This is a genomic window from Streptomyces sp. CA189, assembly GCF_056428985.1.
Genome location: NZ_JBWJVM010000013.1, coordinates 117,037 through 140,276 on the forward strand (window position 1 = coordinate 117,037; position 23,240 = coordinate 140,276).

23 protein-coding genes and 1 pseudogene are annotated in these 23,240 nt (G+C 73.8%); 9 read left to right on the plus strand and 15 right to left on the minus strand.

From position 1 onward, the window contains the following. Positions 1-71 precede the first annotated feature (71 nt). The 6 genes from AC061S_RS13645 to AC061S_RS13670 all read right to left on the minus strand — a co-directional run bounded on the left by AC061S_RS13645 (position 72) and on the right by AC061S_RS13670 (position 4,767). On the minus strand, positions 72-1,133 hold the full coding sequence (locus AC061S_RS13645) for a zinc-binding dehydrogenase (RefSeq protein ID WP_478686174.1): 1,062 nt from the start codon (positions 1,131-1,133) through the stop codon (positions 72-74). Next, entirely contained in the window at positions 1,130-1,591 is a 462-nt protein-coding gene (locus AC061S_RS13650; protein ID WP_478686175.1) for a hypothetical protein, read from the minus strand. The genes AC061S_RS13645 and AC061S_RS13650 overlap by 4 nt, the downstream gene beginning before the upstream one ends. Before the next feature lie 486 nt (positions 1,592-2,077). Next, entirely contained in the window at positions 2,078-2,356 is a 279-nt protein-coding gene (locus tag AC061S_RS13655) for a hypothetical protein (protein ID WP_478686176.1), read from the minus strand. Positions 2,357-2,483: 127 nt separating this feature from the next. Continuing rightward, positions 2,484-3,005, minus strand: a complete 522-nt coding sequence (locus AC061S_RS13660; RefSeq protein WP_478686177.1) for a hypothetical protein — start codon at positions 3,003-3,005, stop codon at positions 2,484-2,486. A 26-nt stretch (positions 3,006-3,031) separates the two neighbouring features. Continuing rightward, positions 3,032-3,868: a class II fructose-bisphosphate aldolase gene (locus AC061S_RS13665; protein WP_478686178.1), complete on the minus strand. Its 837-nt coding sequence runs from the start codon at positions 3,866-3,868 to the stop codon at positions 3,032-3,034. Continuing rightward, positions 3,865-4,767, minus strand: coding sequence for an SIS domain-containing protein (locus AC061S_RS13670; protein WP_478686179.1), 903 nt, complete (start codon positions 4,765-4,767; stop codon positions 3,865-3,867). The genes AC061S_RS13665 and AC061S_RS13670 overlap by 4 nt, the downstream gene beginning before the upstream one ends. Before the next feature lie 195 nt (positions 4,768-4,962). Between AC061S_RS13670 and AC061S_RS13675 the strand changes: the two genes are divergently transcribed. Next, on the plus strand, positions 4,963-5,742 hold the full coding sequence (locus tag AC061S_RS13675; protein ID WP_478686180.1) for a DeoR/GlpR family DNA-binding transcription regulator: 780 nt from the start codon (positions 4,963-4,965) through the stop codon (positions 5,740-5,742). Between the two features lie 74 nt (positions 5,743-5,816). Next, positions 5,817-6,587, plus strand: coding sequence for an MBL fold metallo-hydrolase (locus tag AC061S_RS13680; protein WP_478686181.1), 771 nt, complete (start codon positions 5,817-5,819; stop codon positions 6,585-6,587). Positions 6,588-6,644: 57 nt separating this feature from the next. On the opposite strand, the gene AC061S_RS13685 is transcribed toward AC061S_RS13680, so the two are convergent. The 3 genes from AC061S_RS13685 to tdh form a co-directional block, all read right to left on the minus strand. Further along, positions 6,645-7,559, minus strand: coding sequence for a LysR family transcriptional regulator (locus AC061S_RS13685; protein WP_478686182.1), 915 nt, complete (start codon positions 7,557-7,559; stop codon positions 6,645-6,647). Between the two features lie 369 nt (positions 7,560-7,928). After that, positions 7,929-9,146, minus strand: a complete 1,218-nt coding sequence (locus AC061S_RS13690; RefSeq protein ID WP_478686183.1) for a glycine C-acetyltransferase — start codon at positions 9,144-9,146, stop codon at positions 7,929-7,931. A gap of 160 nt (positions 9,147-9,306) precedes the next feature. Next, the gene (gene tdh, locus AC061S_RS13695; protein WP_478686184.1) at positions 9,307-10,338 is read right to left on the minus strand and encodes an L-threonine 3-dehydrogenase; all 1,032 of its coding nucleotides are present in this window, start codon (positions 10,336-10,338) and stop codon (positions 9,307-9,309) included. Positions 10,339-10,545: 207 nt separating this feature from the next. On the opposite strand from tdh, the gene AC061S_RS13700 reads away from it, so the two are divergent. Then, entirely contained in the window at positions 10,546-11,457 is a 912-nt protein-coding gene (locus AC061S_RS13700; RefSeq protein ID WP_478686185.1) for an alpha/beta hydrolase fold domain-containing protein, read from the plus strand. 99 nt (positions 11,458-11,556) lie between these two features. Here the strand turns inward: AC061S_RS13700 and AC061S_RS13705 are convergent, their stop codons facing one another. Continuing rightward, positions 11,557-12,273: a class I SAM-dependent methyltransferase gene (locus AC061S_RS13705; RefSeq protein ID WP_478686186.1), complete on the minus strand. Its 717-nt coding sequence runs from the start codon at positions 12,271-12,273 to the stop codon at positions 11,557-11,559. A gap of 271 nt (positions 12,274-12,544) precedes the next feature. Here AC061S_RS13705 and AC061S_RS13710 point away from each other — a divergent pair, with 271 nt between their 5' ends. Continuing rightward, on the plus strand, positions 12,545-13,045 hold the full coding sequence (locus AC061S_RS13710) for a hypothetical protein (RefSeq protein WP_478686187.1): 501 nt from the start codon (positions 12,545-12,547) through the stop codon (positions 13,043-13,045). Positions 13,046-13,086: 41 nt separating this feature from the next. Here the strand turns inward: AC061S_RS13710 and AC061S_RS13715 are convergent, their stop codons facing one another. The 4 genes from AC061S_RS13715 to AC061S_RS13730 all read right to left on the minus strand — a co-directional run bounded on the left by AC061S_RS13715 (position 13,087) and on the right by AC061S_RS13730 (position 16,377). Further along, positions 13,087-13,416, minus strand: a complete 330-nt coding sequence (locus tag AC061S_RS13715; RefSeq protein ID WP_478686188.1) for a helix-turn-helix domain-containing protein — start codon at positions 13,414-13,416, stop codon at positions 13,087-13,089. Further along, positions 13,413-15,575 (minus strand): ferrous iron transport protein B, encoded by a 2,163-nt coding sequence (gene feoB, locus AC061S_RS13720; RefSeq protein ID WP_478686189.1) that lies wholly within the window; start codon positions 15,573-15,575, stop codon positions 13,413-13,415. The genes AC061S_RS13715 and feoB overlap by 4 nt, the downstream gene beginning before the upstream one ends. Further along, positions 15,572-15,799 (minus strand): FeoA family protein, encoded by a 228-nt coding sequence (locus AC061S_RS13725; protein ID WP_250739058.1) that lies wholly within the window; start codon positions 15,797-15,799, stop codon positions 15,572-15,574. The genes feoB and AC061S_RS13725 overlap by 4 nt, the downstream gene beginning before the upstream one ends. Before the next feature lie 167 nt (positions 15,800-15,966). Beyond that, positions 15,967-16,377 (minus strand): methylglyoxal synthase, encoded by a 411-nt coding sequence (locus AC061S_RS13730; protein ID WP_478686190.1) that lies wholly within the window; start codon positions 16,375-16,377, stop codon positions 15,967-15,969. Positions 16,378-16,526: 149 nt separating this feature from the next. Between AC061S_RS13730 and AC061S_RS13735 the strand changes: the two genes are divergently transcribed. Beyond that, positions 16,527-18,911: a PP2C family protein-serine/threonine phosphatase gene (locus AC061S_RS13735; RefSeq protein ID WP_478686191.1), complete on the plus strand. Its 2,385-nt coding sequence runs from the start codon at positions 16,527-16,529 to the stop codon at positions 18,909-18,911. A 95-nt stretch (positions 18,912-19,006) separates the two neighbouring features. On the opposite strand, the gene AC061S_RS13740 is transcribed toward AC061S_RS13735, so the two are convergent. After that, positions 19,007-20,119 (minus strand): glycerol dehydrogenase, encoded by a 1,113-nt coding sequence (locus tag AC061S_RS13740; protein ID WP_478686192.1) that lies wholly within the window; start codon positions 20,117-20,119, stop codon positions 19,007-19,009. Between the two features lie 300 nt (positions 20,120-20,419). Between AC061S_RS13740 and dhaK the strand changes: the two genes are divergently transcribed. The 4 genes and pseudogenes from dhaK (at position 20,420) to AC061S_RS13760 (ending at position 23,228) form a co-directional block, all read left to right on the plus strand. Next, on the plus strand, positions 20,420-21,427 hold the full coding sequence (dhaK, locus tag AC061S_RS13745; RefSeq protein ID WP_478686193.1) for a dihydroxyacetone kinase subunit DhaK: 1,008 nt from the start codon (positions 20,420-20,422) through the stop codon (positions 21,425-21,427). A 57-nt stretch (positions 21,428-21,484) separates the two neighbouring features. Beyond that, positions 21,485-22,183 (plus strand): annotated as a pseudogene (gene dhaL / locus AC061S_RS13750) (dihydroxyacetone kinase subunit DhaL); the annotation flags it as partial. 114 nt (positions 22,184-22,297) lie between these two features. Next, positions 22,298-22,684, plus strand: a complete 387-nt coding sequence (locus AC061S_RS13755) for a PTS-dependent dihydroxyacetone kinase phosphotransferase subunit DhaM (RefSeq protein WP_385432435.1) — start codon at positions 22,298-22,300, stop codon at positions 22,682-22,684. A gap of 79 nt (positions 22,685-22,763) precedes the next feature. Continuing rightward, the gene (locus tag AC061S_RS13760; RefSeq protein ID WP_478686194.1) at positions 22,764-23,228 is read left to right on the plus strand and encodes a hypothetical protein; all 465 of its coding nucleotides are present in this window, start codon (positions 22,764-22,766) and stop codon (positions 23,226-23,228) included. Positions 23,229-23,240 lie beyond the last annotated feature (12 nt).

The window sequence follows — 23,240 nt, forward strand, 5'->3', positions numbered from 1 at the left end:
GCAGACTAGAACCTGTTCCAGCAATCCGGAAGGGTCAGCGGGAAGTCGGCGGCCGGCCGGCCGGGGGCCAGTCAGCGGGCCGCCACCCCGGTGCCCTCCCGTCCCGGCCGGATCAGGACCTTGATGTGCTCCTCGGGCCGCCGCAGGGAGGCGAAGGCCGCGTCGAGCCCGCCGAGGCCCGCTTCTCCCGTGACCAGGGACGCGGGGTCGATGCGGCCGTCGGCGAGGCGGGCGAGGGTGGCGCCGAATTCCGCGGGCGGGTAGGTCAGGCACATGCGGATCGTCACGTCCTTGTAGATGCCGACCACCGGACGGATCACGTCCTCGGTCATCACCCCGCCGATCTGCAGGATCTCGGTGCCGCGCGGGACCGTGTGCAGGAGCTGGTTCAGCATGCCGGGTACGCCCACGCAGTTCACGACCACGGTGGGGCGCGGGCGGGCTCCCGCGAGTTCCGCGCAGAGCCGTACGGGGTCCTGCGCGGCCGGGTCCACCACCGCGTGCGCGCCGAGCCGGCGGGCGGCCGCCCGCCGCAGCGCCGACGGGTCGGAGGCCACCACGGGTCCGGCGCCCCGCTCCAGCAGCGCGGCGACGGCTCCCAGGCCGACCGGGCCGCAGCCGACGACCACGGCCGGGGTGTCCTTTCCGGCCGCGCTCCGGGCGATGTTGCCGAAGCCGACGGCCAGCGGCTCGGTGAGGGCGGCGAGCCCGAGGTCCAGGGACGGCGGTACGGGCAGCAGCGCCTGCGCCTGTACGACGATCCGTTCGCCGAATCCGCCGGGGAAGGCATTGCTGTAGCCCACGGTACGCACGACCCCGCCCGGGTCGACCGCCCAGGGCAGGCCGACGACTCCGGTGCCCGGTTCGGGGCCGGTCGCGCCGGGCCCGTAAGAGAGAACGCGGCCGGAGAACTCGTGGCCCATCACCAGTGGCCGGTCCGGGTCGAAGAGGAAGCTGGTGGTTCCGCTGTCCCGGGAGGCCCGGAGGAACTCGGCGGTGTGCTCGACCGCGCTCAGGTCGGAGCCGCAGATCCCGCAGGCGGCGGTCTCCACGAGCACCTGTCCGGGGCCGGGCACCGGATCCGGGTGCTCCCGTACCCGGAACACCCCGTCTTCGAGCACGGCGGCCCTCAACGGACCTCCCCTTTGCGGGCGATGGCTTCCATCGTGGACCGGCGCACGGCCCCGACGAACCGTTCGCTGTTGCGTCCGGCCCACTCCAGGCTGGCGCGGCGGGCCTCGGTGTGGCCGGTGAGCCGGGGGACGACCCGCTCGGCGAAGAGCTCCAGGCTGCGCAGGGCGGCCGCGGGCTCGGCGAGGTCCAGCCGGAGGATGAGGAAGGTTCCGAACCCGCCGGTCTTGTCGGCGAGTTGCTCGATGCGCCGGACGGCGTCCTCGGGGGTGCCGATGACGGCCCGGCCGAAGGTGGGCAGCCCTTCGGTGGTCCACCGCTCGACGGCGCCGGCCGGGGTGGCGCAGCCGTCCAGGCGGGTTCCGCTCAGTTTCTCGATGTAGTCCACGATGTCCGGCGTGCCGTACTCGGCCTCTTTCAGAGCCGGTTCGAGGGTCTCGGCGAGGTGCATGGGCGTCACGCGCCGCAGGCCGAGCGGTCGGCAGCCCTGCGCCCGCTCGCGCAGGCCAGTTCGCGGGCGACGCCCAGTTGGCGTCGACCGCCGCGAAGCAGGCCGGGTCGGCGGCGGCCGCCACCGGAAGAGCATCGGCGAGGCGATGATCTCGTACCGTTCCTATGGGAGTTGGCCATGATTTGGCCGCATCACCACAAGCCGGGCAGTTCGCCTGGCTGCCCCGCGAACGGTCTTCGGGGGCGCAGGGGCCGGGATCGAGCTCGGCGTACACGCGTCTTCTCCGCTTGCTGCGGTGCGCGGCATCCTCACAGGTCCGGTGGTCCCTGCCTGCCGTGGCCATTGACTCGGACCCGCGGGGTAGCTCTCTGTGCACGATCCATCCGGTCGTGCACAGTCACACCTACGCGATAGCAGCCGGAGCCTGGAACCACGATCGCCGACGAGCCTAGCAGCCGAAATGGGTGACCCACTTGGCCAGCTGTGGCCAACAGTTCAAGGAACAGTGGCCAACCCGGCGGAGTGGTGTTCACCGGCCCACAGCTCCTCGTAGCCGAGCCGGTCGAGGTCGGCTGCGAGGTCGAGGTCCCGGCGCAGCTGGAGCGCCGGGTCGCCGTCGGGCCGGTGGTAGGGGGCGAGGAACACCCCGAAGCGGTACGGGAGATACGGCTGCGGCCGCTGCGGCGGCAGGTGCGCCGACGGGTGCGCCGACGGGTGCTGCGGCATGTGCGCCGACGTGTGCGGTGGCATGTCCTGCGGCATCTGCGGCGGCATGTGCGGTGGCCTTCCCTCGGCGGCGCCTGCTCTGCTCCGGCATCCGACGAAACACCGCCCGGGCCGCAGCTTCAATGCCGCCGCGGCCGTCCTCCCACTGAGTGGGAGGAAACCCGCGGGCCGCCGCTCAGGTGTAGAGGAAGAGGTAGTCGAAGTACACGAGGTCGCGGATGCCGTCGAAGCGGAAGGTGCCCGACGGGATCACGTCCAGGCCTTCCTCCAGGGCGACCTTGTCGTACGTCGTGCTCTGCTTCCAGGCCGCGCTGGAGGGAATGAACGGTTTCAGCGGGCCCGGCGGCCCGGACAGCGGCCCGACCTCGAAGCGGTGGGCGGGATCGCGCATGATGCGGTTCGCCGTGCCCTGCTTCAGGTGCGCGACCCCGACGAGGCGTACCCGGGAGTCCGGGCTCGGGATCGTCCGGTCGTTGTTGGACTCGTCGATGTCGTAGCCCAGCCAGTGCGCGTCGGAGACGTCGCCCAGCGCGGTCCAGAAGCGCCGGTTGAGCGGGGCCAGATCGGTGCGGACCTTCTCCGCGTCTTCTTCCTCGGGCCACATCGCGTAGCCGAGGCCCGCCGCACCGAGCAGCAGCGGGGCCCCCAGTCCCAGAAGAAGCCGCCGTCTGCTGCTGAGGCCCCGCTGTGCGCTCATCAAAGTCCCCCCGGTACCAGGTCCCGTCAGTTCAGGGCGCTGATCATAGCGGCGGCCGTCGCCGTCATCGCCTCCCGTGCGGCGGTCAAATACGGGCGGGGATCCGCGGGGGTCAAGTGGGTCCGGATGGCTTCGGTCATCGCCACGTTGAGGGCGGTGCCGATGTTGACCTTGCGGATGCCGCCGGCGACGGCCGCGGCGAGTTCCGCGTCCGGCAGACCGGAGGAACCGTGCAGCACCAGCGGGACGTCGACCGTCTTGGCGAGGCGGCCGAGCAGCACGTGGTCCAGGGTGGCGGTCCGGCTGGTCATGGCGTGGCTGCTGCCGATGGCCACGGCCAGCGCGTCCACCCCGGAGTCGGCGACGAACCGCCGCGCCTCGTCCGGGTCGGTACGCGCTCCGGGTGCGTGCGGATCCAGCGGCGCGGCCCCGTTCTTCCCGCCGACCTCGCCCAGCTCGGCTTCGATCCAGAGCCCGTTGACGTGGGCCCAGTCGGCGGCGGAGCGGGTGGCCTCCAGGTTCTCGGCGTAGGGGAGGTGCGCGGCGTCGTACATGACCGAGCTGAATCCGGCGTCCACGGCCTGCCGCAGCAGTTCGGAGCTCTTGACGTGGTCCAGGTGCAGACCGACCGGGACCCCGGCGGCCTCGGCGACGGCCACGGCCGCGCGGCTGATCGGCAGCAGTGCTCCGCCGCGGAACTTGACGGCGTTCTCGCTGAGCTGCAGGACCACGGGCAGTCCGGCCGACTCGGCGCCCGCGACCACCGCTTCGGCGTGCTCCAGCGTGATGATGTTGAAGGCGGCGACGGCGCGGCCCTGGGCGGCGGCCTCCAGGACGAGCCGGCCGGCGGGGACGAGGCTCATCGGACGGCCTCCTCGCCCGTGGTGAGGATGACGGACCGGGTCAGGTTGCGCGGCGCGTCCGGGTCCAGACCCTGGTGGGCGGCGACGGCGACGGCCAGGCGGTGGACGCGGACCAGTTCGGCGAGCGGGTCGAGGTGCCCGGCCACCCACTGGGCTCCGGTCCCCCGGACCTGGTCGGCGAGCCCTTCGGGCGCGTCGCCGAGCGACCAGGTGGCGGTACCGGGCGCCGAGACGCTGATGGGGCCGTGCCGGTACTCCATGGCCGGGTAGGACTCGGCCCAGGCCAGGGCGGCTTCGCGCATCTTCAGCGCTGCCTCGTTGGCGAGTCCGACGCTCCAGCCCCGCCCGAGGAAGGTGAACTGGCCCCGGGTCTCCAGCTCCGCGGGGAGCGGTTCGGCGAGTGCGGCGCGCGCGTCGGCGACGACGGACGGGCTGTGCAGGCCGACGTGGGCGCGCAGCAGGGTGAGGGCGGTGGTGGCGAAGCGGGTCTGGACGACGGACTGCTCGTCGGCGAAGTCCAGTACGACGAGCGCGTCGGCGAGGGTGATGACGGGGGTGGCGGGGTCCCCGATGACGGCGGTGGTGGGCACGCCCGCGTCCCGCAGCCCGGCCAGCAGGTCGAGGACCTCGGTGGTGGTACCGGACCGGGTCAGCGCGACGACCCGGTCGTAGCGCCGGTGGCGGGGGAACTCCGAGGCGGGGAAGGCGTCGGTCTCGCCCTGCCCTGCCTCCTCCCGCAACACGGCGGCGGCCTGGGCCATGTAGTACGAGGTCCCGCATCCGACGATCGCGGTACGCTCCCCCGGCCGTGGCAGCACCGCCCGGTGTTCCGGGGCCAGTTCGGCGGCCCGCTCCCAGCATGCGGGCTGCGTGCCCAACTCGTACGCGACATGGCTCATGGCGGCTCCCTAGCGCGGTGCATGCACCTCTGAGTGCGTGTTCTTGCAAGATAGTGGGCTCTTTCACGCAACTTCAAGCATCTCCGGGATGATCCCCTGCGTTAATGTCGACGCATAGACCAAGAGAGAGCGCCGAAGCGAACAGCAAAGCGAGTATCGAAGTCGCGACCGAAGACCAGACCGAAAGGGCGGCCGATGACCCGCAAGGAACGCTGGCAGACACTGCTGGACCTGCTGGTGGAGCGGGGCGAGCTGGAAGTGGAGCCCGCCGCCGAGGCCCTCGGCGTGTCCGCCGCCACCATCCGGCGCGACCTCGACCAGCTCGCCGAGCAGCAGCTCCTGGTCCGCACGCGCGGCGGAGCGGTCCTGCACGGGGTCTCGTACGAACTCCCGCTGCGCTACCGCACCTCGCGCCGGGCCGCCGAGAAGAGCCGCATCAGCGAGACCGTCGCGGCGCTGATCGTCCCGGGCGAGGTGATCGGCCTGACCGGCGGCACGACGACCACCGAGGTGGCGCGGGCGCTGGCCGCCCGCCCCGACCTCGCCACCGGCTCCCCCGCGCTCACCGTGGTCACCAACGCGCTGAACATCGCGGGTGAGCTGGTCATCAGACCGCAGTTCAAGATCGTGCTGACGGGCGGCGTGGCCCGGCCGCAGTCCTACGAGCTCACCGGCCCCCTGGCCATGGAGGTCCTCGGGCAGCTCTCCGTGGACACCGCCGTCGTCGGCGTGGACGCCTTCGACCCGGCCGACGGGGCCGCCACCCGGCACGAGGACGAGGCGGCCATGAACCGGCTGCTCTGCGAGCGCGCCCGCCGCGTGGTGATCGCGGCCGACTCCAGCAAGCTGGGCGTCCGCGCCTTCGCCCGCATCGTCTCGACCGACGCCGTGGACGTGCTGGTGACGGACACCGGCCTGTCCCCGTCGGTGGCCGAGGCCTTCGAGGCGGCGGGCGTGGAGGTCATCCGCGTCTGAGCGCGCCTGACCGCGGCGGCCGAGGAGCGGCAGCCCGGCCCGGGACCGCTCGCGCGGCGTCCTAGACTCCCCGGATGGCAGACGACCCCCTCCGGCTCACCGTCCTGGGCAGCGCGACGCCCTACCCCACCGCCGACAATCCCTGCTCCGGATACCTGCTCGAAGGCGGCGGCGCCCGGGTCTGGGTCGACGCGGGCAGCGGAACCCTGGGACCGCTGCAACGCCACGTCGGACTCGGCGAGCTCGACGCGATATGGATCTCGCACCTGCACGCCGACCACACCGCCGACCTGCTCACCGCGTTCTACGGCCTGCTCTACGCCGACGTACGACGGCCCGCGCCGCTCCCGCTCTACGGGCCGCCCGGCATCGCGGACCGGCTCGCGGGGTTCCTCACCAACGGCCCGGCACGCAGCCCGGTCGAGGAGGCCTTCACGGTCCACGAGCTGTACGACGGCCACCGCGCGCGGGCCGGGGGCCTCCGCCTCACCAGCCGGGCGGTGTCCCACGGCATGCCGGCCTTCGCGCTGCGCGCCGACTCGGAAGGCCGGTCCCTGGTGTACTCCGGCGATACGGCGCCCTGTTCGGCCCTGACCCGCTTCGCCGAGGACTGCGCGCTCCTGCTGTGCGAGGCCGACAGCTCGGCGCACCCGGCCGACGGCGAACCGGTGCACCACACCCCCGAGGAAGCCGGCGACACCGCCCGCGCGGCCCGCGCCCGGCGGCTGGTCGTCACGCACGTCGGCCGGGACCTGGATCCGGCCGAGGCCGTGTCCCGCGCCTCCACCCGCTATCCCGGACCGGTCGACTACGCCGCGCCGGGTGCGGTGTTCCGGGTCGGGTGATCCTTCGGTACGCCGGGATCGGGTACGCCTTCGGTACGCCGGGGATCGGGTACGCCTTCAGTGCGCCGGGAGCCGGCCGGCCTCACGGGCCAGGGCGGCCAGCACCGGGGCGATCAGCGGATGCGTCTCGGCGCCGCGCCGGGTGGCCGCGAAGACCCGCCGGGTCGCCGCCGGGCCGGTCACCGGGCGGACCTGGACCTCCTTGAGTTCCATGCCGCGCAGCGCCGAACGCGGCACCAGGGCGACCCCCGCGCCCGCGCCGACCAGCGCGACGACGGCCCGGAAGTCGTCGGAGGAGTGCACCAGCCGGGGCTGGAAGCCCGCGAGTTCGCAGGCGAGCTGCATGACGTCGTGGCAGGGGTTGCCGGGGTACTGGCCCACCCAGTCCGCCTCCGAGAGGCCGGCCAGCGGCACCTCGGGCAGATCACCGAGGGGGTGGCCGGCGGGCAGCACCGCGTCGAAGGGTTCCGCGTACAGCGGGAGCACGGACAGCCGGCCGTCGTCGGCGCCGGGGGCGCCCCGGTACTCCACGGCCAGGGCGAGGTCCGCCTCGCCGTCGAGCAGCAGCGGCAGGCTCTGGTCGCCCTCCGCGTCGCGTACGCGCAGCCGGATCCCGGGGTGGTCCACGGCGAGCCGGGCGATGGCCGGGGCCAGCACCTCGGCGATGCCGGTGGCGAAGGCCGCCACGGTGACGGCGCCCGCCGAACCGCCCGCGTAGGCGGCGAGTTCGGCCTCGGCCCGCTCCAGCTGCGCCAGGACCTCGTGGGCGTGCCCGAGCAGGATCTCGCCGGCCGCGGTGAGGCGTACGCCCCGGCCGCTGCGCGTCAGCAGGGCGTGCCCCGTCTCCTGCTCCAGCGCGGCGAGCTGCTGGGAGACGGCGGAGGGGGTGAGGTACAGCGCCGCGGCCGCGGCGGTCACCGTACGGTGGTCCGCCACGGCCCGCAGGATGCGCAGCCGCCGGGGGTCGATCACACTGCCATTCTCGCAGCCCGCGGGGCCCTGTCGGGCCGACCGATCGGGCGGGTCCGGGGCCCGGGCCGAAGTGAACCGGGTCGGGGTGCCCCACCCCGACCCGCGTATCCGGGCCGGCCCGTACCGGGCGGAGGTCTGGCCGGTCCCGGCCCGTACCGGAGGACTGGGCACTGTCCCCTACCCGCCCTTCCACCGTTCCCCGGGGCTCCGCCCCGGACCCCGCGCCTCAATCGCCGGCGGGGCTGAACTCTCCAGACGCCGTCGGTCACGTGCCGGCCGGCGCCGGCCACATCCAGCCCCTCCGGCGTTTGAGGAGCGGGGGTCCGGGGGCCGGCCCCCGGCAGCGGCGCCGCACCCGGCGCACGGGGGTCAGGCTTCGGCGCCCGCCAGGGAAGCCCGCGCGTCGATGAACGCCGCGATCGCGCGTTCCACGTCGGCCGTCGAGTGGGCCGCCGAGAGCTGGACGCGGATCCGCGCCGCGCCCATCGGCACCACCGGGTAGGAGAAGCCGATCACGTAGACCCCGCGCTCCAGCAGGAGTTCCGCCATCCTGGCCGCCTCCGCCGCGTCGCCGATCATCACGGGGGCGATGGCGTGGTCGCCGGGCAGGATCTCGAAGCCGGCCTCCGTCATCTTCGTGCGGAAGAGCGCGGTGTTGGCGGAGAGCCGCTCGCGCAGGTCGTCGGCCGACTCCAGCAGGTCGAGGACCTTGAGGGAGGCCGCCGCGATGACCGGGGCGAGGGAGTTGGAGAAGAGGTACGGGCGCGAGCGCTGGCGCAGCAGCTCGACGATCTCCGCGCGCGCCGCGACGTAGCCGCCGGAGGCTCCGCCCAGCGCCTTGCCGAGGGTGCCGGTGATGATGTCCACGCGGTCCATGACCCCGTGCAGTTCGGGGGTGCCTCGGCCGCCGGGGCCGACGAAGCCGACGGCGTGCGAGTCGTCCACCATGACCATGGCGTCGTAGCGCTCCGCGAGGTCGCAGATCTCGGCGAGCGGGGCGACGTAGCCGTCCATGGAGAACACGCCGTCGGTGACGATCAGCTTGCGGCGGGCACCGCCCTCGGTGGCTTCCTTGAGCCTGGTCTCCAGTTCCGCCATGTCGCGGTTGGCGTAGCGGAAGCGGCGGGCCTTGGAGAGGCGGATGCCGTCGATGATCGAGGCGTGGTTGAGGGCGTCGGAGATCACCGCGTCCTCGGGGCCGAGGATGGTCTCGAAGACTCCGCCGTTGGCGTCGAAGCAGGAGGAGTAGAGGATCGTGTCCTCCTGGCCGAGGAAGGCGGAGAGCCGCGCCTCCAGCTCCTTGTGCACCTCCTGCGTACCGCAGATGAAGCGCACGGAGGCCATTCCGTAGCCCCAGCGGTCCAGGGCCTCCTTCGCCGCGGTGACCACCTCGGGGTGGTCGGCGAGGCCGAGGTAGTTGTTGGCGCAGAAGTTGAGAACCTCGCCGACAGCGCTGCCGGCGCCGCCCGAGGTCACGGCGACGGCCGCGTTCTGCGGGGTGCCGATGACGCGCTCGGGCTTGTGCAGACCCGCGGCGCGGATCTCGTCGAGGGTCGTACGGAGGTCCGCGCGGACGGTCTCGAACATGTGCGGTGCTCTCTTTCTCCTGGTGCGGCGGAAGGAGGGGGGCCGGGCCCCGCGGAGGGGGGAGGGTGGTGCGGGGCCCGGCCGGAGGGAAATGGTCTGTGGGGCTGGACGCCCGGGCCGCTCGCCCGGGGCGGATGCCCGGGCCGGTGGGCCCGAGCCGCTACGCCTGGGTCCAGTCCAGGATGATCTTGCCGCTGCGGGCGGTCGCGGCCTCGTCGAACGCGGCCTCGAAGTCCCCGTAGGCGTACCGGCCGGTGATGACGGGGCTGAGGTCGAGCCCGCCCTCCAGCAGCACGGTCATCGCGTACCAGGTCTCGAACATCTCGCGGCCGTAGATGCCCTTGATCGTGATCATCGAGGTGACGACCTTGGCCCAGTCGACGGCGAACTCCTGCGCCGGCAGGCCCAGCATGGCGATCCGGCCGCCGTGCGTCATGTTGTCGATCATGTCGCGCATGGCCTCGCCGCGGCCGGACATCTCCAGGCCGATGTCGAAGCCCTCGCGCAGGCCGAGCTGGGCCTGCGCGTCGGCGATGGTCGCCTTCGAGACGTCGAGCGCGAGGGTGGCGCCGGCCTTGCGGGCGATCTCCAGGCGCTCCGGGCTGACGTCGGTGATGACCACGTTGCGCGCTCCCGCGTGCCGGGCCACGGCCGCCGCCATGATCCCGATCGGGCCAGCGCCGGTGATCAGCACGTCCTCGCCGACGAGCGGGAAGGAGAGCGCCGTGTGCACGGCGTTGCCGAACGGGTCGAAGATCGCCGCGACGTCGAGGTCCACCTTGGTCCGGTGCACCCACACGTTCTGCGCGGGCAGCACCACGTACTCGGCGAAGGCCCCGTCGCGTCCGACCCCGAGCCCGATCGTGCTGCGGCACAGGTGGCGGCGCCCGGCCAGGCAGTTGCGGCACCTCCCGCACACCAGGTGGCCCTCGCCGCTGACCAGCGCGCCGACCTCGATGTCGGACACGTCGGAGCCGAGCGCGGCCACCTCGCCGACGAACTCGTGGCCGAGCACGAGGGGGGTCTTCACGGCGCCCTGCGCCCAGCCGTCCCAGGACCGGATGTGCAGGTCCGTCCCGCAGATGCCGGTGCGCAGCACCTTGATCAGCACGTCGCCGGGGCCGTACTCGGGCTCGGGAACGTCCATGAGCCAGAGCCCGGGCTCGGCCTTGTGCTTGACGAGTGCCTTCATGGGGGTGGCTCCAGGCATGCGGAAGGAAGCGCTACGGGGCGTGCGGGCCGGGCAGCGTTCGGACGACACCAATCTGCCGACCTGCGGGGTGATCAGTCCATCGAGGATTTCTTAAGCGGGTCCACAGCCCAGCTTCACGCCTATGCTCCTCAGGTGACGGGCAGGGGCCGGGGAGTGGTCCGGGCCGGGAATGGGGAGGTGAGGGGCGTGCCGAGTCTGCGCAGCAAGGCGCTTTCGGTCGCGCTGATCGCGGCGGGACGGCGAAGACGGTTCGGGAGCGCGGAGGCGGTCCGTACCCGGGTGGCGGAATCGGCACGGCGGCCGGCGTCGCATCTGCCCCCGCGTTCGCTGGGCCGGGTCGCGGAGGTGTCGCGGACCTTCGTCGGGGCCTGGCCGGTGTACGACGTGTCGCCGCTCGGAGCGGAACCGGCCGCGCGGGTGCTGTACGTGCACGGCGGCGGGTACATCAACGAACTGGTCCGGGCGCACTGGTCGCTGATCCGGACCCTGGTCACGCAGGCGCAGGCCCGGGTCGTCGTACCGGCGTACATCCTGGCCCCGCGCGGAACCGCCGACCGGACCGTCCCGGTCGCCGCCGACCTGCTCAGCGGCCTGATCGCGAGCGGAGGCGCGGGCGGCACAGTGCTCCTCGGGGATTCGGCGGGCGCCGGGCTGGCACTGGCCGCGGCCCAGCGGCTGCGCGACCGGACCGGGGCGCAGCCGTCCCGGATCGTGCTGATCTCGCCCTGGCTGGACGTGTCCATGAGCCACCCCGACCAGGCGGCCATCGAGGCGGGCGACCCGATGCTGGCCCGCCCCGGCCTGCGGGAGGCCGGACGGCTGTACGCGGGCAACCTGGCGGCCGACGATCCCCGGGTGAGCCCGCTGCACGGGTCGTTCGCGGGGCTGGCCCCGCTGACGGTGTTCACGGGCACCCGGGACGTCCTGACGACCGACAGCCGCGAACTGCTGAACCGGGCGCGGAAAGCCGGCGTCGAGGTGGAGTTCATCGAGGAGCCGGGGCTGCCGCACGACTACCCGCTGATGCCGCTCCCGGAGGGCAGGGCGGCCCGCGACCGGATCGTGGAGCTGGTCCGCGCGGCGGCCGCGGAGGCCTGAGCCGCGGAGGCCGCCCCCGGTGGGGGCCGAGCGGCGCCGCCGAGCCGGGCCCTGCGGATCGGGACGGCCCCTCAGGCTTCTTCTGGCCGCTCAGGCCGCTCAGGCCACGCAGTTCATCAGGGAGCCGACCGGAGCCGTACGGTAGCGGGCCCAGTACGTCTCGTCCCGGGTCGCGCACGCGGGCGGGGTCCGGGTGGGCTGCCAGGTCACGGTGGCGAAGCCGGCGTCGGCGGCGGCCTCGGCGAAGTCGGCGTGGGCCCATTCGCGGCATTCGAACGGGACCGGCGGGTCGGTCTCCAACCGGGCCCGCAGCAGCGGGGCGTCACCGCCCGGAGACCGCTCCACGACGCTGATCCCGTACGGCTCCCAGTCCGCGTAGGGGAAGGCCCCCGGGTTCGGCACGATGGCGAGGAGCCGCCCGCCGGGGCGCAGGTTGGCCCGTACGGCGCGGAACATGGCGTGCAGGGCCGTACGGTCGTGGGCCTGGTTGAACAGGTACACGGCGGTGGCCAGGTCGAACGGCCCCAGGGCCGGCATGCCGGCCGCCGCGTCCGCGACGACGTACTCGACGGCGTGCGCGAGGTCCGCGCCGGTCTCCCGGGCCCGGCGGATCCGGTCGGGGCAACTGTCGACGCCCACCGTCCGGCGGGCCCCGCCGCTCGCCAGCAGCCGGGTGGTGCTTCCGTGTCCGCAGGCCAGGTCGAGGGTGTCGAGGCCGCGGACGCCGCCGAGGGCGTCCAGGGCCGTGCTCAGGGTGAAGGCATCGGCGACCGAGAAGGCCGGCGGGGGCGTTGACGTGTCGTACTGCTGTCGCATGTCGGCAAGCCTGCCCGTACGCGGCTCCGCGCGACGGTCCCGGCCCCGGACCTCCCCCGGACGGGGGAGGCGTTCGGATCAGTCCGTACGGCGTCCGGGGCGTACGGGTCTGCGCGCCGCGGCCCGGGGGGCGTTCGGCGGCGCCGGGCCTCGCGTCGGCCGAGCCCGCCTCAGGTCTTCCCTCAGCGGGTGCGCCCTCATCCGCGGGGCGGATACGGTCCGCCGTCACGGATGAAGCGCGGCCGCCCCGTCCGGGGCCAGCATGGGCCGCATGACGACAGCGACCGCTCCGCTCCCCGCCTCCGCTCCCGCACCCGCGCCCGTCTGGGCCCGCCGCACCGCCCACGCCATCGCCCTGTGCGCCGTCCCGTCCGGCCTGTGGCGCATCGCCATGGCATGCGGTGTCTACGTGGGCTACAGCGACCAGGTGCTGCGCGAGGTCTTCGACATCCCGGGCTGGGGCATCGCCTACGTCGTCGGGCTCTCCGTCCTGGCCGAACTGGCCGCCCTGTTGCCGCTGCTGCTCGTCAGCGACCGGTGGCGGCCGCTGCGGCCCGGGGTCCTCGCCCCGCTGGCCTGGACCGGCTCGGGGATCCTGATCCTGGTGACGCTGTGGCAGTTGGTGGTCGCCTTCACCGTCGAGAGCCAGACGTACCTGGCGAGCGGTACGGCACAGACCGTCTGGGGCTTCGTCTTCGCCCCGCTGTTGGCCATACCGGTCCTGATGACCGCGGTGACCTGGTCGTACGCGAAGCGGCACCGGGCACGGTGACCGGCATGCGCCGGCGGGCGCCGGCGGGCGCCGGCAGCGCACTACGTGTGCGGGTCCCCCGGCCGTGGGGGGCGTACGGGGGTCAGCGCGACCAGTACCGGGTGCGGGGAAGCGGGCGGCGGCGAGCCGCCGGGGCACGCCGTACAGGAGCGGGTGGCGGGGAGGCAGCCTCCGCAGTCGCGGCCGCCGATCTCCTCGCGGCGCAGCCGTCCCTTGCGGACCCAGTACGCGGCCAGGTCGGCCGCCTCGGCCCGGCCGATGCCCAGCCGGTCGGCGATCTGCCCGAGCCCCTCACCGGGGGCCGCCTCCTCGAAGGCGCGCAGCAGTCGGCGGAGTATGCCGGGCCCGTTCGCCCCGTCGGCCCCGCTCACCACACCAGCCTCGCGATCTGGAAGACGCCGACGGCCAGCAGCCAGGCCGCCGCCAGTTGGATGCCGAAGCCGATCACGGTCAGCCGGGTGCCGATCTCGGCGCGCTGCGCGGCCAGGGTGGCGAAGCAGGGGGTGTAGGCCAGGATGAAGACCAGGAAGGCGAGCGCGGCCGCCCGCTGGTGCCCGCCGGAGGACTCCTCGAAGGTGGCGTGCAGGCTCGCGGTGAGCTTGGGGTCGCCGTCCTCCTCGGCCGAATAGGTCTGGGCGAGGGTGGAGATCACGCCCTCCTTGGCGATCAGGCCGGTGCCGAGCGCGGCCGTGGCGTGCCAGTCGCCGAAGCCGGCCGGGGCCACGAGGGGGGCCGTGGCGCGGGTGACCGTACCGAACACGCTCTGCTCGACGTCGACCTTGCCGAAGCCTCCGTGGCCGGCCGCGGCCGGGATCGCCATGAGGAGCCAGACGGCGGCCGCGGTCGCGACGATGATTCCGCCGGCGGTGCGCAGGAACGCGGCGAGCTTCTGCCAGACCTGCGCACCGGTGACCCGCAGGGTGGGAAGCCGGTACGGGGGCAGCTCCAGGACGAGCGGTTCCTCCTTCATGCCGCGGAACAGCAGGGGCCGCAGGATCAGGCCCATGCCGACGACCAGCAGCACGGAGGCGACGTAGAGGAAGAAGACGACGGTGCCGGAGTCCGAGCCGAAGAAGACGCCCGCGATCATCACGTAGACGGCGAGGCGGGCGGTGCAGCTCATGTAGGGGATGAGCAGGCCGACGAGGAGCCGGTGCGAGCGGCGGTTGAGGATGCGGGTGCCGGCCAGGGCGGGGACGTTGCAGCCGAAGCCGACGACGAGCGGCAGGAAGGCGCGGCCGGGCAGCCTCAGCGTACGCATGAGGCGGTCGGCGACGAACGCGGCGCGGGCGAAGTAGCCGGAGTCCTCCAGCAGGGCCAGCAGCAGGAACATGATGATCATCAACGGGACGAAGGTGAGCAGTTGGCCCACCCCGTTGATCAGGCCGTCGACCAGCAGACCGGTCAGCCAGCCGGGTGCGTGGACGGCTTCCAGGAGGCGGTCGGCGCCACCGCTGACGGGTCCCGAGACGAAGTCGCCCAGGCCGTCCTGGAGGGGTTTGGCCAGGGCGGTGGTGGCCTGGAAGACCCCCCACATGACGGCGAGGAAGAACGGGATGCCGAAGCCTCGGGACAGCAGCAGCCGGTCCACCCGGTCGGTGAGGGTGGGCCGGGCCCCGGCCGGGCGGGGCGCCGCGCGTTCGATGACGGCGTGCGCCCAGGCGTAGCGGGCCTCGGCGACGAGGAGTTCGGCGTCGGCGTCGCCCTCCGCCGCGGCGTCGCCCTCCCCCGCGGCACCGTGCGCCGCCGCCGCATCGTGCGCCGTCGCGGCGAGGCGGTCCGCCGCCGATCCGGCCCGCTCGGCCAGCGCCGCCGGGACCGCGGGCGGCTCCTCCCCGCAGAGCAGGCTGACGGCCAGCCACCGCGCCGGGTGCGGGGTCAGCCCGGAGGCCTCCGCGGCCAGCGCCGCCAGTTCGGCCGCCACGGGCGAGCCGGTCGCCCAGGCGGAGGTCCGCCCGTGGGGTGGCGGTACGGCGTCCAGGGCCTCGCACACCGCGTCGGCGAGCAGGTCCAGCCCATTCCCGGAGCGCCCTTCCACCCGTACGACGGGCAGCGCGAGCTCGCGGGCCAGCGCGTCGGGGCCGGGGGGCGTTCCGCGCCGGGCGGCCACGTCGGTCATGGTGAGCGCGACCACGACGGGGATGTCGGTGTCGAGAATCTGCGAGAGCAGGTAGAGATTTCGGGCCGGGTTGGCCGCATCGAGGGCGAAGACCACGGCGTCGGGCCGCTCCCCCGCCGGCGCGGTCAGCACGTCGCGCACCAGCGCCTCGTCCGGGGAGTCGGGCAGCAGGCTGTAGGAGCCGGGCAGATCGGCGATGCGCAGCGGGCGGCCGCCCGCGGTGCGCCAGTCGCCCTGGGCCACGGAGACGGTCTTGCCCGGCCAGTTGCCGACGCGCTGGTGGGCGCCGGTGAGGGCGTTGAAGAGGGTCGACTTGCCGACATTGGGGTTGCCGACGAGGGCGACGAACGGCGTACCGGTCCGCCGCTCCGCCGTGGCGGTCGCACCGGCCCCGGTGGCGTGACAGCTCATCCGGCGCACCTCAGCCGGCCGGCGGTTCGGGTGTCCAGCGCGACCCGGGTGTCCCCGAGCCCGACGAGCAGGCCTCCGGTGGCGCCCCGGGCGATCACGGTGACGTCCGCGCCCGGCACGAAGCCGAACTCCAGGAGCCGGCGCCGGCTCCCGCCGGCCTGACCGGGGTCGATCCCCGTGATGCGTACGGTCGTCCCTGGACGGCTGTCGTTGAGCGACGGCACCGGACCTCCTTGTTCGACTCCACTTAGGCAAACCTAAGCAGTCCGAGGAGTGTCGAGAGCCGGGCAAAGTCCCTGATCAGGAGGGACTTTCAGCCCACGGGTCCCGCCCGGGCATCGGCCGATCGGCCGACCCCGGGACGTCGGGGCCGGGCTCGGGGCGACAGGCCCTAGCGGGAGCGGGCTCCGGCCGGGACCGGGTGCGCACGGCGGCCGTCGAAGGAGAATCCGTCCTCGGACATTGCCTCCGCGCTCGCCGGATTCAGCGCGACGGGGATATTGCGGAGCACGGCAATTCTCACGAGGGCGAGTACGTCGTGAACGTGCGGGGCGGCCCACAGAGGGTCCCAGAAGAAGACGAGCGAGGTGACATCTCCGGAAATGACCATCGAGCCGATCTGCTGGTCCCCGCCGTGCGGACCGGACTCAACCGACCTGATCTGCAAGCCGAGTTCTGATCTGAGCAGTCGTGCGGTGGAGCTGGTTCCCACCAGTCCGTGCCGGGTCACGGCACGGTGATTGCGCCGTACCCAATTCAGTAGGTCGTTCTTCCTCTGGTCGTGTGCCACGAGAGCGATCATCAGCCGACGCTAACCCGGTGCGATTCCTTCCGCCATTCAGGGCATGGAATTCCGAATGACGCCGCCGCACGTCCGATAATCGGAGCAAATGCCGAGGGGGAGGGTCCGCGGGGTGTGCGTAAGCCCCGGCCCGAGCGCATTCTGGAGGGGTGACGGCGAGACCGGACACCGGCGGCCCCGTCACCGACGCCACGGCCCAGGCGCTCGCACGGGCCGCTCTCGATGCCGTGGGGGCCGCCGGCGGGTACGCGGGCTGCGTCTACCTGCGCTCCGGCACCGAGGGGCTGCTGCTGATGGCGGTCGTGACCGGGATCCCGGGCCCGCTGTTCCGCCCCTGGTGGCGGATGCACGTGAACCGCCCGTACCCCGTGGCCGAGGCCTACCGGTCCGGCCAGTCCGTGCACCTGCCCGACACGGAATCGGCGATGCGGCGCTTCCCCCAGCTGATGGCCGGGCTCCCGTTCCCGTTCGGCTCGCTCTACGAGCCCGTGGCCCGGGGCCGGGAGCGCTACGGCGTCCTCGTGGTGCTGCGCCCCGCGACCCCCGGGGTCCCGGTCGGGCCGGGCGACCGGAAGCGGCTGCGCGCGGTGGCGGCCCGGCTGGCCGGGGAGCTGGCCGCGCTCGCCGTGGGCGGGGCCACGGTCACCTGGGAGGGCGACCCGGTGGCCCTGCCCGGTCCGGGCCCGGCGGGCAGCGCGTCGGGCGGCACGGCGGGCGGCACGGCGGGCGAACCCCCGCGCAGCCCCCCGGCCGGCTCCCCCGACGCCTCCCCCGACAGCACCGCCGCCGGCGCCCGCGCCGCCGTGGACCGGCTGGACCTGGCCGTGCTGTCCGTGGACCGGCGGGGCGTGATCGGCTTCGCCAACTCCCGTGCCCGCTCAGCCGCCACGACCCTGCTCGGCTCCGACGGCGCGGAACTCTCCGGCCGGATGCTGTGGGAGGCGCTGCCCTGGCTCGGTCACCCCGCCTACGAGGACCATTTCCGGGCCGTGTTCCTCGCCCCCGCTCCAGTGCACTTCCAAGCCTCCCGGCGCGGACCCGAACCCTCCCCGCACTGGCTGTCCGTGGGCCTGCATCCCGGGCTCGACGGGATCACCGTCACCATCACCGAGGCCGAACCGCCCACGTACGCACCCGGGTCGGTGATGCGGCCCGGCGCGGGGCTCGGGTCCCCGGGCCTCGGCTCGCCCGCCGACCGGGCTTCGGCGCTGTACCGGCCGGTGGCACTGGCGATCGCGCTGACCGAGGCGGTGACAGCCCGCCAGGTGTCGATGGTGGTCACCGACGAGCTGCTCCCGGCCTTCGGCGGACGGCAGTTGGCGATCTACCTGCTCGGTGAGGGGCATCTGCACCTGGCGTGGGAGACCGGTTTCCCCCGGGGGTTCCTCGACCGGTTCGACGGGGTTGCGCTCGACGTCCGGCTGCCCGGGGTGGAGACCCTCACCTCGGGCCGACCGCTGTTCTTCGAGTCGATGCAGCACCTGGCCGCCGCCTACCCGGGGATCGAGCTGGACGCCCATGTCGGCGCCCGGGCCTTCCTCCCCCTGATCGCCTCCGGCCGCCCGGTCGGCTCGTGCATCCTCGGCTTCGACGCCCCCCGCGGGTTCAGTCCGGAGGAGCGTACGGTGCTCACGGCGCTGGCCGGGCTCATCGCGCAGGCGCTGGAGCGGGCCCGGCGCTACGACAGCGAGTCCGCGCTGGCCCGCGGGCTCCAGGCGGCGCTGCTCCCGCACCGGCTGCCGGTGCGCGAGAACGTGGTCACGGTGGGGCGGTACCTGCCCGGCACCGCCGGGATGGACGTCGGCGGCGACTGGTACGACGTGCTGGAGGCGGGCGGCGGGCGCCTCGCGCTGGTCATCGGCGACGTCCAGGGCCACGGGGTGGCGGCCGCGGCTACGATGGGCCAACTACGCAGCGCCGTACGGGCCTTCGCGCTCAGCGGCAACGATCCCGAGCAAGTGATGCGCGGCACGAACCAGCTGCTCATCGACCTCGACCCGGGTCAGTTCGCGAGCTGTTGCTACGTCCTGCTCGACCCGGGGTCCGGTCTCGCCCTCGCCGTCCGAGCCGGACACCCCCAGCCGCTGCTGCGGCATCCGGGCGGCCGGACGGAGGTGCTGGACCTGCCGGGCGGGATGGTGCTCGGCATCGACGCCGGGGCCGGATATCCGGTGACGCGGCTGCGGATCGAGCCGGGTGCGGTGCTCGCCCTGTACACCGACGGGCTGGTGGAGATCCCGGGCCGGGACATCGACGTGGGGGTGGAGCGACTGCGGGCCTCGCTGGCGGCCGCCGGCCCCGAGCCACTGACCGAGACGGCGGACCGGCTGGTCGCCGAGGCGGGGCACTCCACCGACCGGCCGGACGACATCGCCCTGCTGCTGGCGTCCCGTACGTCCGCCCCGGAGGTGTCCGTCCCGGACCAGACGGCGGACCGGGCAGACCGGGCGGACCGGGACGAGGCGGCCTCGAACGCCGCCGGCCCCGACGGGCCCCGCGGCGCGGGGGACGGCCCGCGCCGCGGAGCCCCGTAGGACGTCCCCGCGGGACGTCCCCGCGGGACGTCCCCGCGGGACGTCCCCGCGGGGCGCGGGCGTCCCGTGCGCCGCCCGCGCCCTCCCCGCTTCCGCTACCTCTTGGCGTAGGCGCGGGCGTACGAGTCGCCCGCGATCAGGGCGTCGGCGACCATCTCCGGGGTCACCGGGAACGGCATGTTGTGCGTGGTCTCGCCCTCCGCCGTGGCCGCGCGCCCGATGGCGAGGAGCTCGTCACGGTCCGGGTCGCCGAGGCCGATCTCGGCGAGGGTGGTGGGCAGGCCGACGGCGCGGCTGAAGCGCAGGTAGGTGTCCAGCTCTTCGGTCGGGGCGCCTTCCAGGACCAGCTGGGCGAGGGTGCCGATGTTGACCTTCTCGCCGTGCATCATGCCGTGCACCTTGTGCGAGACGGTCAGCCCGTTGTGGATGCCGTGCGCGGCGGCGAGGCCGCAGGACTCGAAACCGAGGCCGGAGAGCAGCGTGTTGGCCTCCGTGACCTTCTCCAGGGCGGGGGTGACCACGTGCGCCTCGGCGGCCAGCCGGGCCTGGGGGCCGTACTCCATCAGGGTCTCCCAGCACAGCCGGGCGAGCGCGAGGGAGGCCTCGGTGGCGAGACCGCCGGCCATGGCGACCCGGTTGGCGGCCACGCAGACGCGGGCCTCGTACCAGGTGGCGAGCGCGTCGCCCATGCCGGAGACGATGAAACGGCTCGGCGCACCCGCGACGAGCGCGGTGTCGACGAGGACGAGGTTGGGGTTGCGCTGGAAAAAGGAGTAGCGCTCGAAGGCGCCACCCTCCGTGTAGATCACGGCGAGCGCGCTGGTCGGCGCGTCGGTGGAGGCAACCGTGGGCGCGGACACGACGGCGATGTCGCCGAGCGCGTGGCCCACGGCCTTCGCCGTGTCGATGGCGGTGCCGCCGCCGATGCCGATGACGACGTCCGCGCCGGCGGCCTCGGCGGCCGCGGCGACCCGGTCGATCTCCTTCTGGGTGCAGAGACCTCCGAAGACCTCCTTGGTCAGCTTGACCCCGGCTCCGGAGAGGGAAGCGGTGACGGCCGTGTCCACGAAGCCCCAGACGCCCTTGTCCGCGAGGACCACGGCGTTCGTCCCGAGCCGTGCGGTGTGCTCGCCCAGGTCGTTCATCGCCCCGGCGCCCTGCACGTACTTCGGCGGGCTGATCATCATGCGCGTACCGACGGTCTTCACGCGAATCCTCCTCATTGCGAATTCATTTCCGCTTGCTTATTCATCCCTATCACGGTTTTCGGCCGCGTCCGAGATATGCACGGTCCCCTTGCGGACGGGCCCTTTCGCGCCCAGATCCGGGACCAAGGGCCCGAGCTGTTCCGCAGGTTCGCCGGGGTAAAGTTCCAGCCAAGTGCCCCGGAAGCGGTGGCGGATCGGCGACGGTGCCGACTTAATACCGTCCCGTAATTCCTATTTCCGCTCCGGACCGGCGTGACGAGTTACCCGTTCCGCGTTCCCCTTTCAAGGAAAGAGGCCCCCGTGAAGAAGCTCATCAATTCCCCCGAAAGTGTCGTCTCCGACGCACTGCGCGGAATGGCCGCCGCTCACCCGGGGCTCTCCATCGAGGCGGAGAAGGGCATCGTCACGCGGGCCGCCGGAGCGGCCGGGGAGCCGGCCGGGAAGGTCGCCCTGCTGTCGGGCGGCGGCAGCGGGCACGAGCCGCTGCACGCGGGGTTCGTCGGGCGCGGCATGCTGGCGGCGGCCGTGGCCGGCCCGGTGTTCACCTCCCCGGTGCCGGACAACATCGCGGCTGCCACCTGCGCGGTCGACGCGGGTGCGGGCGTTCTGCACATCGTGAAGAACTACACGGGCGACATCCTCAACTTCACGATGGCGGCGGAGGACTGCGAGGACGAGGGCGTCGAGGTCGAGCAGGTCGTCGTGGACGACGACGTGGCCGTGGCCCGGACGGAGCACGGCCCGGGCCGCCGCGGCACCGGCGCCACCCTGTTCGTGGAGAAGATCGCGGGCGCGCTCGCCGAGGAGGGCGCTCCGCTCGCCGAGGTGGCCGCGGTCGCCCGCAAGGTCAACGCGAACGCGCGCAGCTACGGCGTCGCCCTGACCTCCTGCACCACCCCCGCCAAGGGCAGCCCCAACTTCACGCTCGGCGAGGACGAGATCGAGCTGGGCATCGGCATCCACGGCGAGCCCGGCCGTGAGCGCCGGAAGCTCATGACGGCCGCCGAGACCGCCGAGGCGATGCTCGACGCCATCCTCGACGACCTCCCCGAGGCGGCCGGCGCCCCCGTCATCCTCCTCGTGAACGGCCTGGGCGGCACCCCGCCCGTGGAGCTGTACATCATGCGCGCGGAGGTCGAGCGGGTGCTCGCCGAGCGCGGGATCACCGTGGCCCGGTCCCTGGTCGGCAACTACGTCACCAGCCTGGACATGGCCGGCTGCACCCTCACCCTGTGCCGCGCCGACGAGGAGCTGCTGCGCCTGTGGGACGCGCCGGTGGACACCCCGTCCCTGCGCTGGGGCTGCTGACCCCGCTCGCCGTACCCCTCTCGCTGACACTCTCCAGGAGCCCTCTCCATGACCGCCATGCCCGCCACCCCGACGACCTCCACGACCCCGCCCGCCCAGGCCCCCGCCGAGGCCCCCGCCCAGGCCCCCGCGCTGGACACCGCCTACTTCCGCCGCTGGATCGCCGAGACCAACCGGCTCGTACGACGGGACGGCGCGCGCCTCACCGAGCTGGACGCGGTCATCGGCGACGGGGACCACGGGGCCAATCTCGTACGGGGCTTCGGTGCCGTCGGCGCGGCCGTGGCCGAGCAGCGGCCCACTACCCCGGGGGCGCTGCTGACGCTGGCCGGCTCCACCCTCACGAACACCGTGGGCGGCGCCTCCGGCCCGCTGTTCGGCACCGCGCTGCGCCGCACGGGCAAGGTGCTCGGCGACACCGGGGCGCCGACCGTGGCGGAGCTCGGTGCCGCGCTCGGCGCCGGGCTCAAGTCGGTGCAGAAGCTGGGCGGCGCCGAGCTCGGCGACGCCACCCTGGTGGACGCCCTGGCTCCCGCGGTGACGGCGCTGGCCGAAGCCGCCGAGGCCGGCCGGCCGCTGCGCGAGGCCCTGGACGAAGCCGTACGGGCGGCCCGCGCGGGCGCCGACGCCACCGAAGCGCTCGAAGCCCGCAAGGGCCGGGCCAGTTACCTCGGCGAGCGCAGCATCGGCCACCAGGACGCCGGGGCCAACTCCGTGGCCCTGCTCATGGAAGCGCTGCGCACCGCGGTGGACGCACCCGAGGCGACACCTCTCGTCCCCGTGGAGCCTGGCACCGCCGAGGAGCCGGCCGTCGCCGAGGAACCGGTGGAGCGGCAGGCCCCGAAGACCCGTACGGGCCGCGTCGGCATCGTGCTCGTCTCGCACAGCAAGGCGGTCGCGGAGTCCGTGGCCGCGCTGGCGGGCGCGCTGATCGGCTCGGTCGAGCCCGCTCCGCTGGCGGTGGCGGGCGGCACCCCCGACGGCGGGATCGGCACCAGCGCGGAGCTGATCACGGCCGCCGCCCGGTCGGTGGACGAGGGCCGGGGCGTGGCCGTGCTGTGCGACATGGGCAGCGCGGTGCTGACGGTGAACGCCCTGCTCGGCGAGGAGCCCTCGCAACTGCCCGAAGGCGCGCGGATCGTGGACGCGCCGTTCCTGGAGGGCGCCGTGGCCATCACGCTGACCTCGGCGATCGGCGGGGACCTCGACGCCGTACTGGCCGCCGCCGAGGACGCGCGCGGCTACCGCAAGCGCTGACCGGACACCGAAGGCCGGGGGGCGGCCCTCCCCCGGGAGGGCCGCCCACCGGCCTTCACGCCGTGGCAGCATCGGGCGCATGGCACCCAGGAAGATCCGCGGTCCGGCCGAGCGGATGCTCGGCTACGCCCGCGTCAAGGAGGCCCGGGACCCGGAGGTCACGGGAGACCGGCTGCGCGAGCTCGCCGGAGACGAGATCATGCCGGTGCGGCTGTACACCGCGCGCAGCTACGCGGCTCCGCCGGACGTCCTGCTCCGGCTGGCGTCCGACGAGGACGACTCCGTGCGGTGGTGCGTCCAGCTGAACCCGGTCGCGGACGACGCGGTGCTCCGGTTCCTGGTCGAGCGGGAGCGGGCGGCCGTGGCGGCCCGGCCCGGGGCGCCCTCCTTCTCCGTGCGCCGGTACGTCGTCCACCATCCCGGCGCCTCTCCGGAGTTGCGGGACGAACTCCTGGCGGAGGGCGCCTGCGCCTGCCCCGGGTTCTGCACCCCGGAGGTCTGGTGCACCCTGACCTCCAGGTGGAGCGGGGCCGCACGGCCCTGAGCCCGCCGCCCG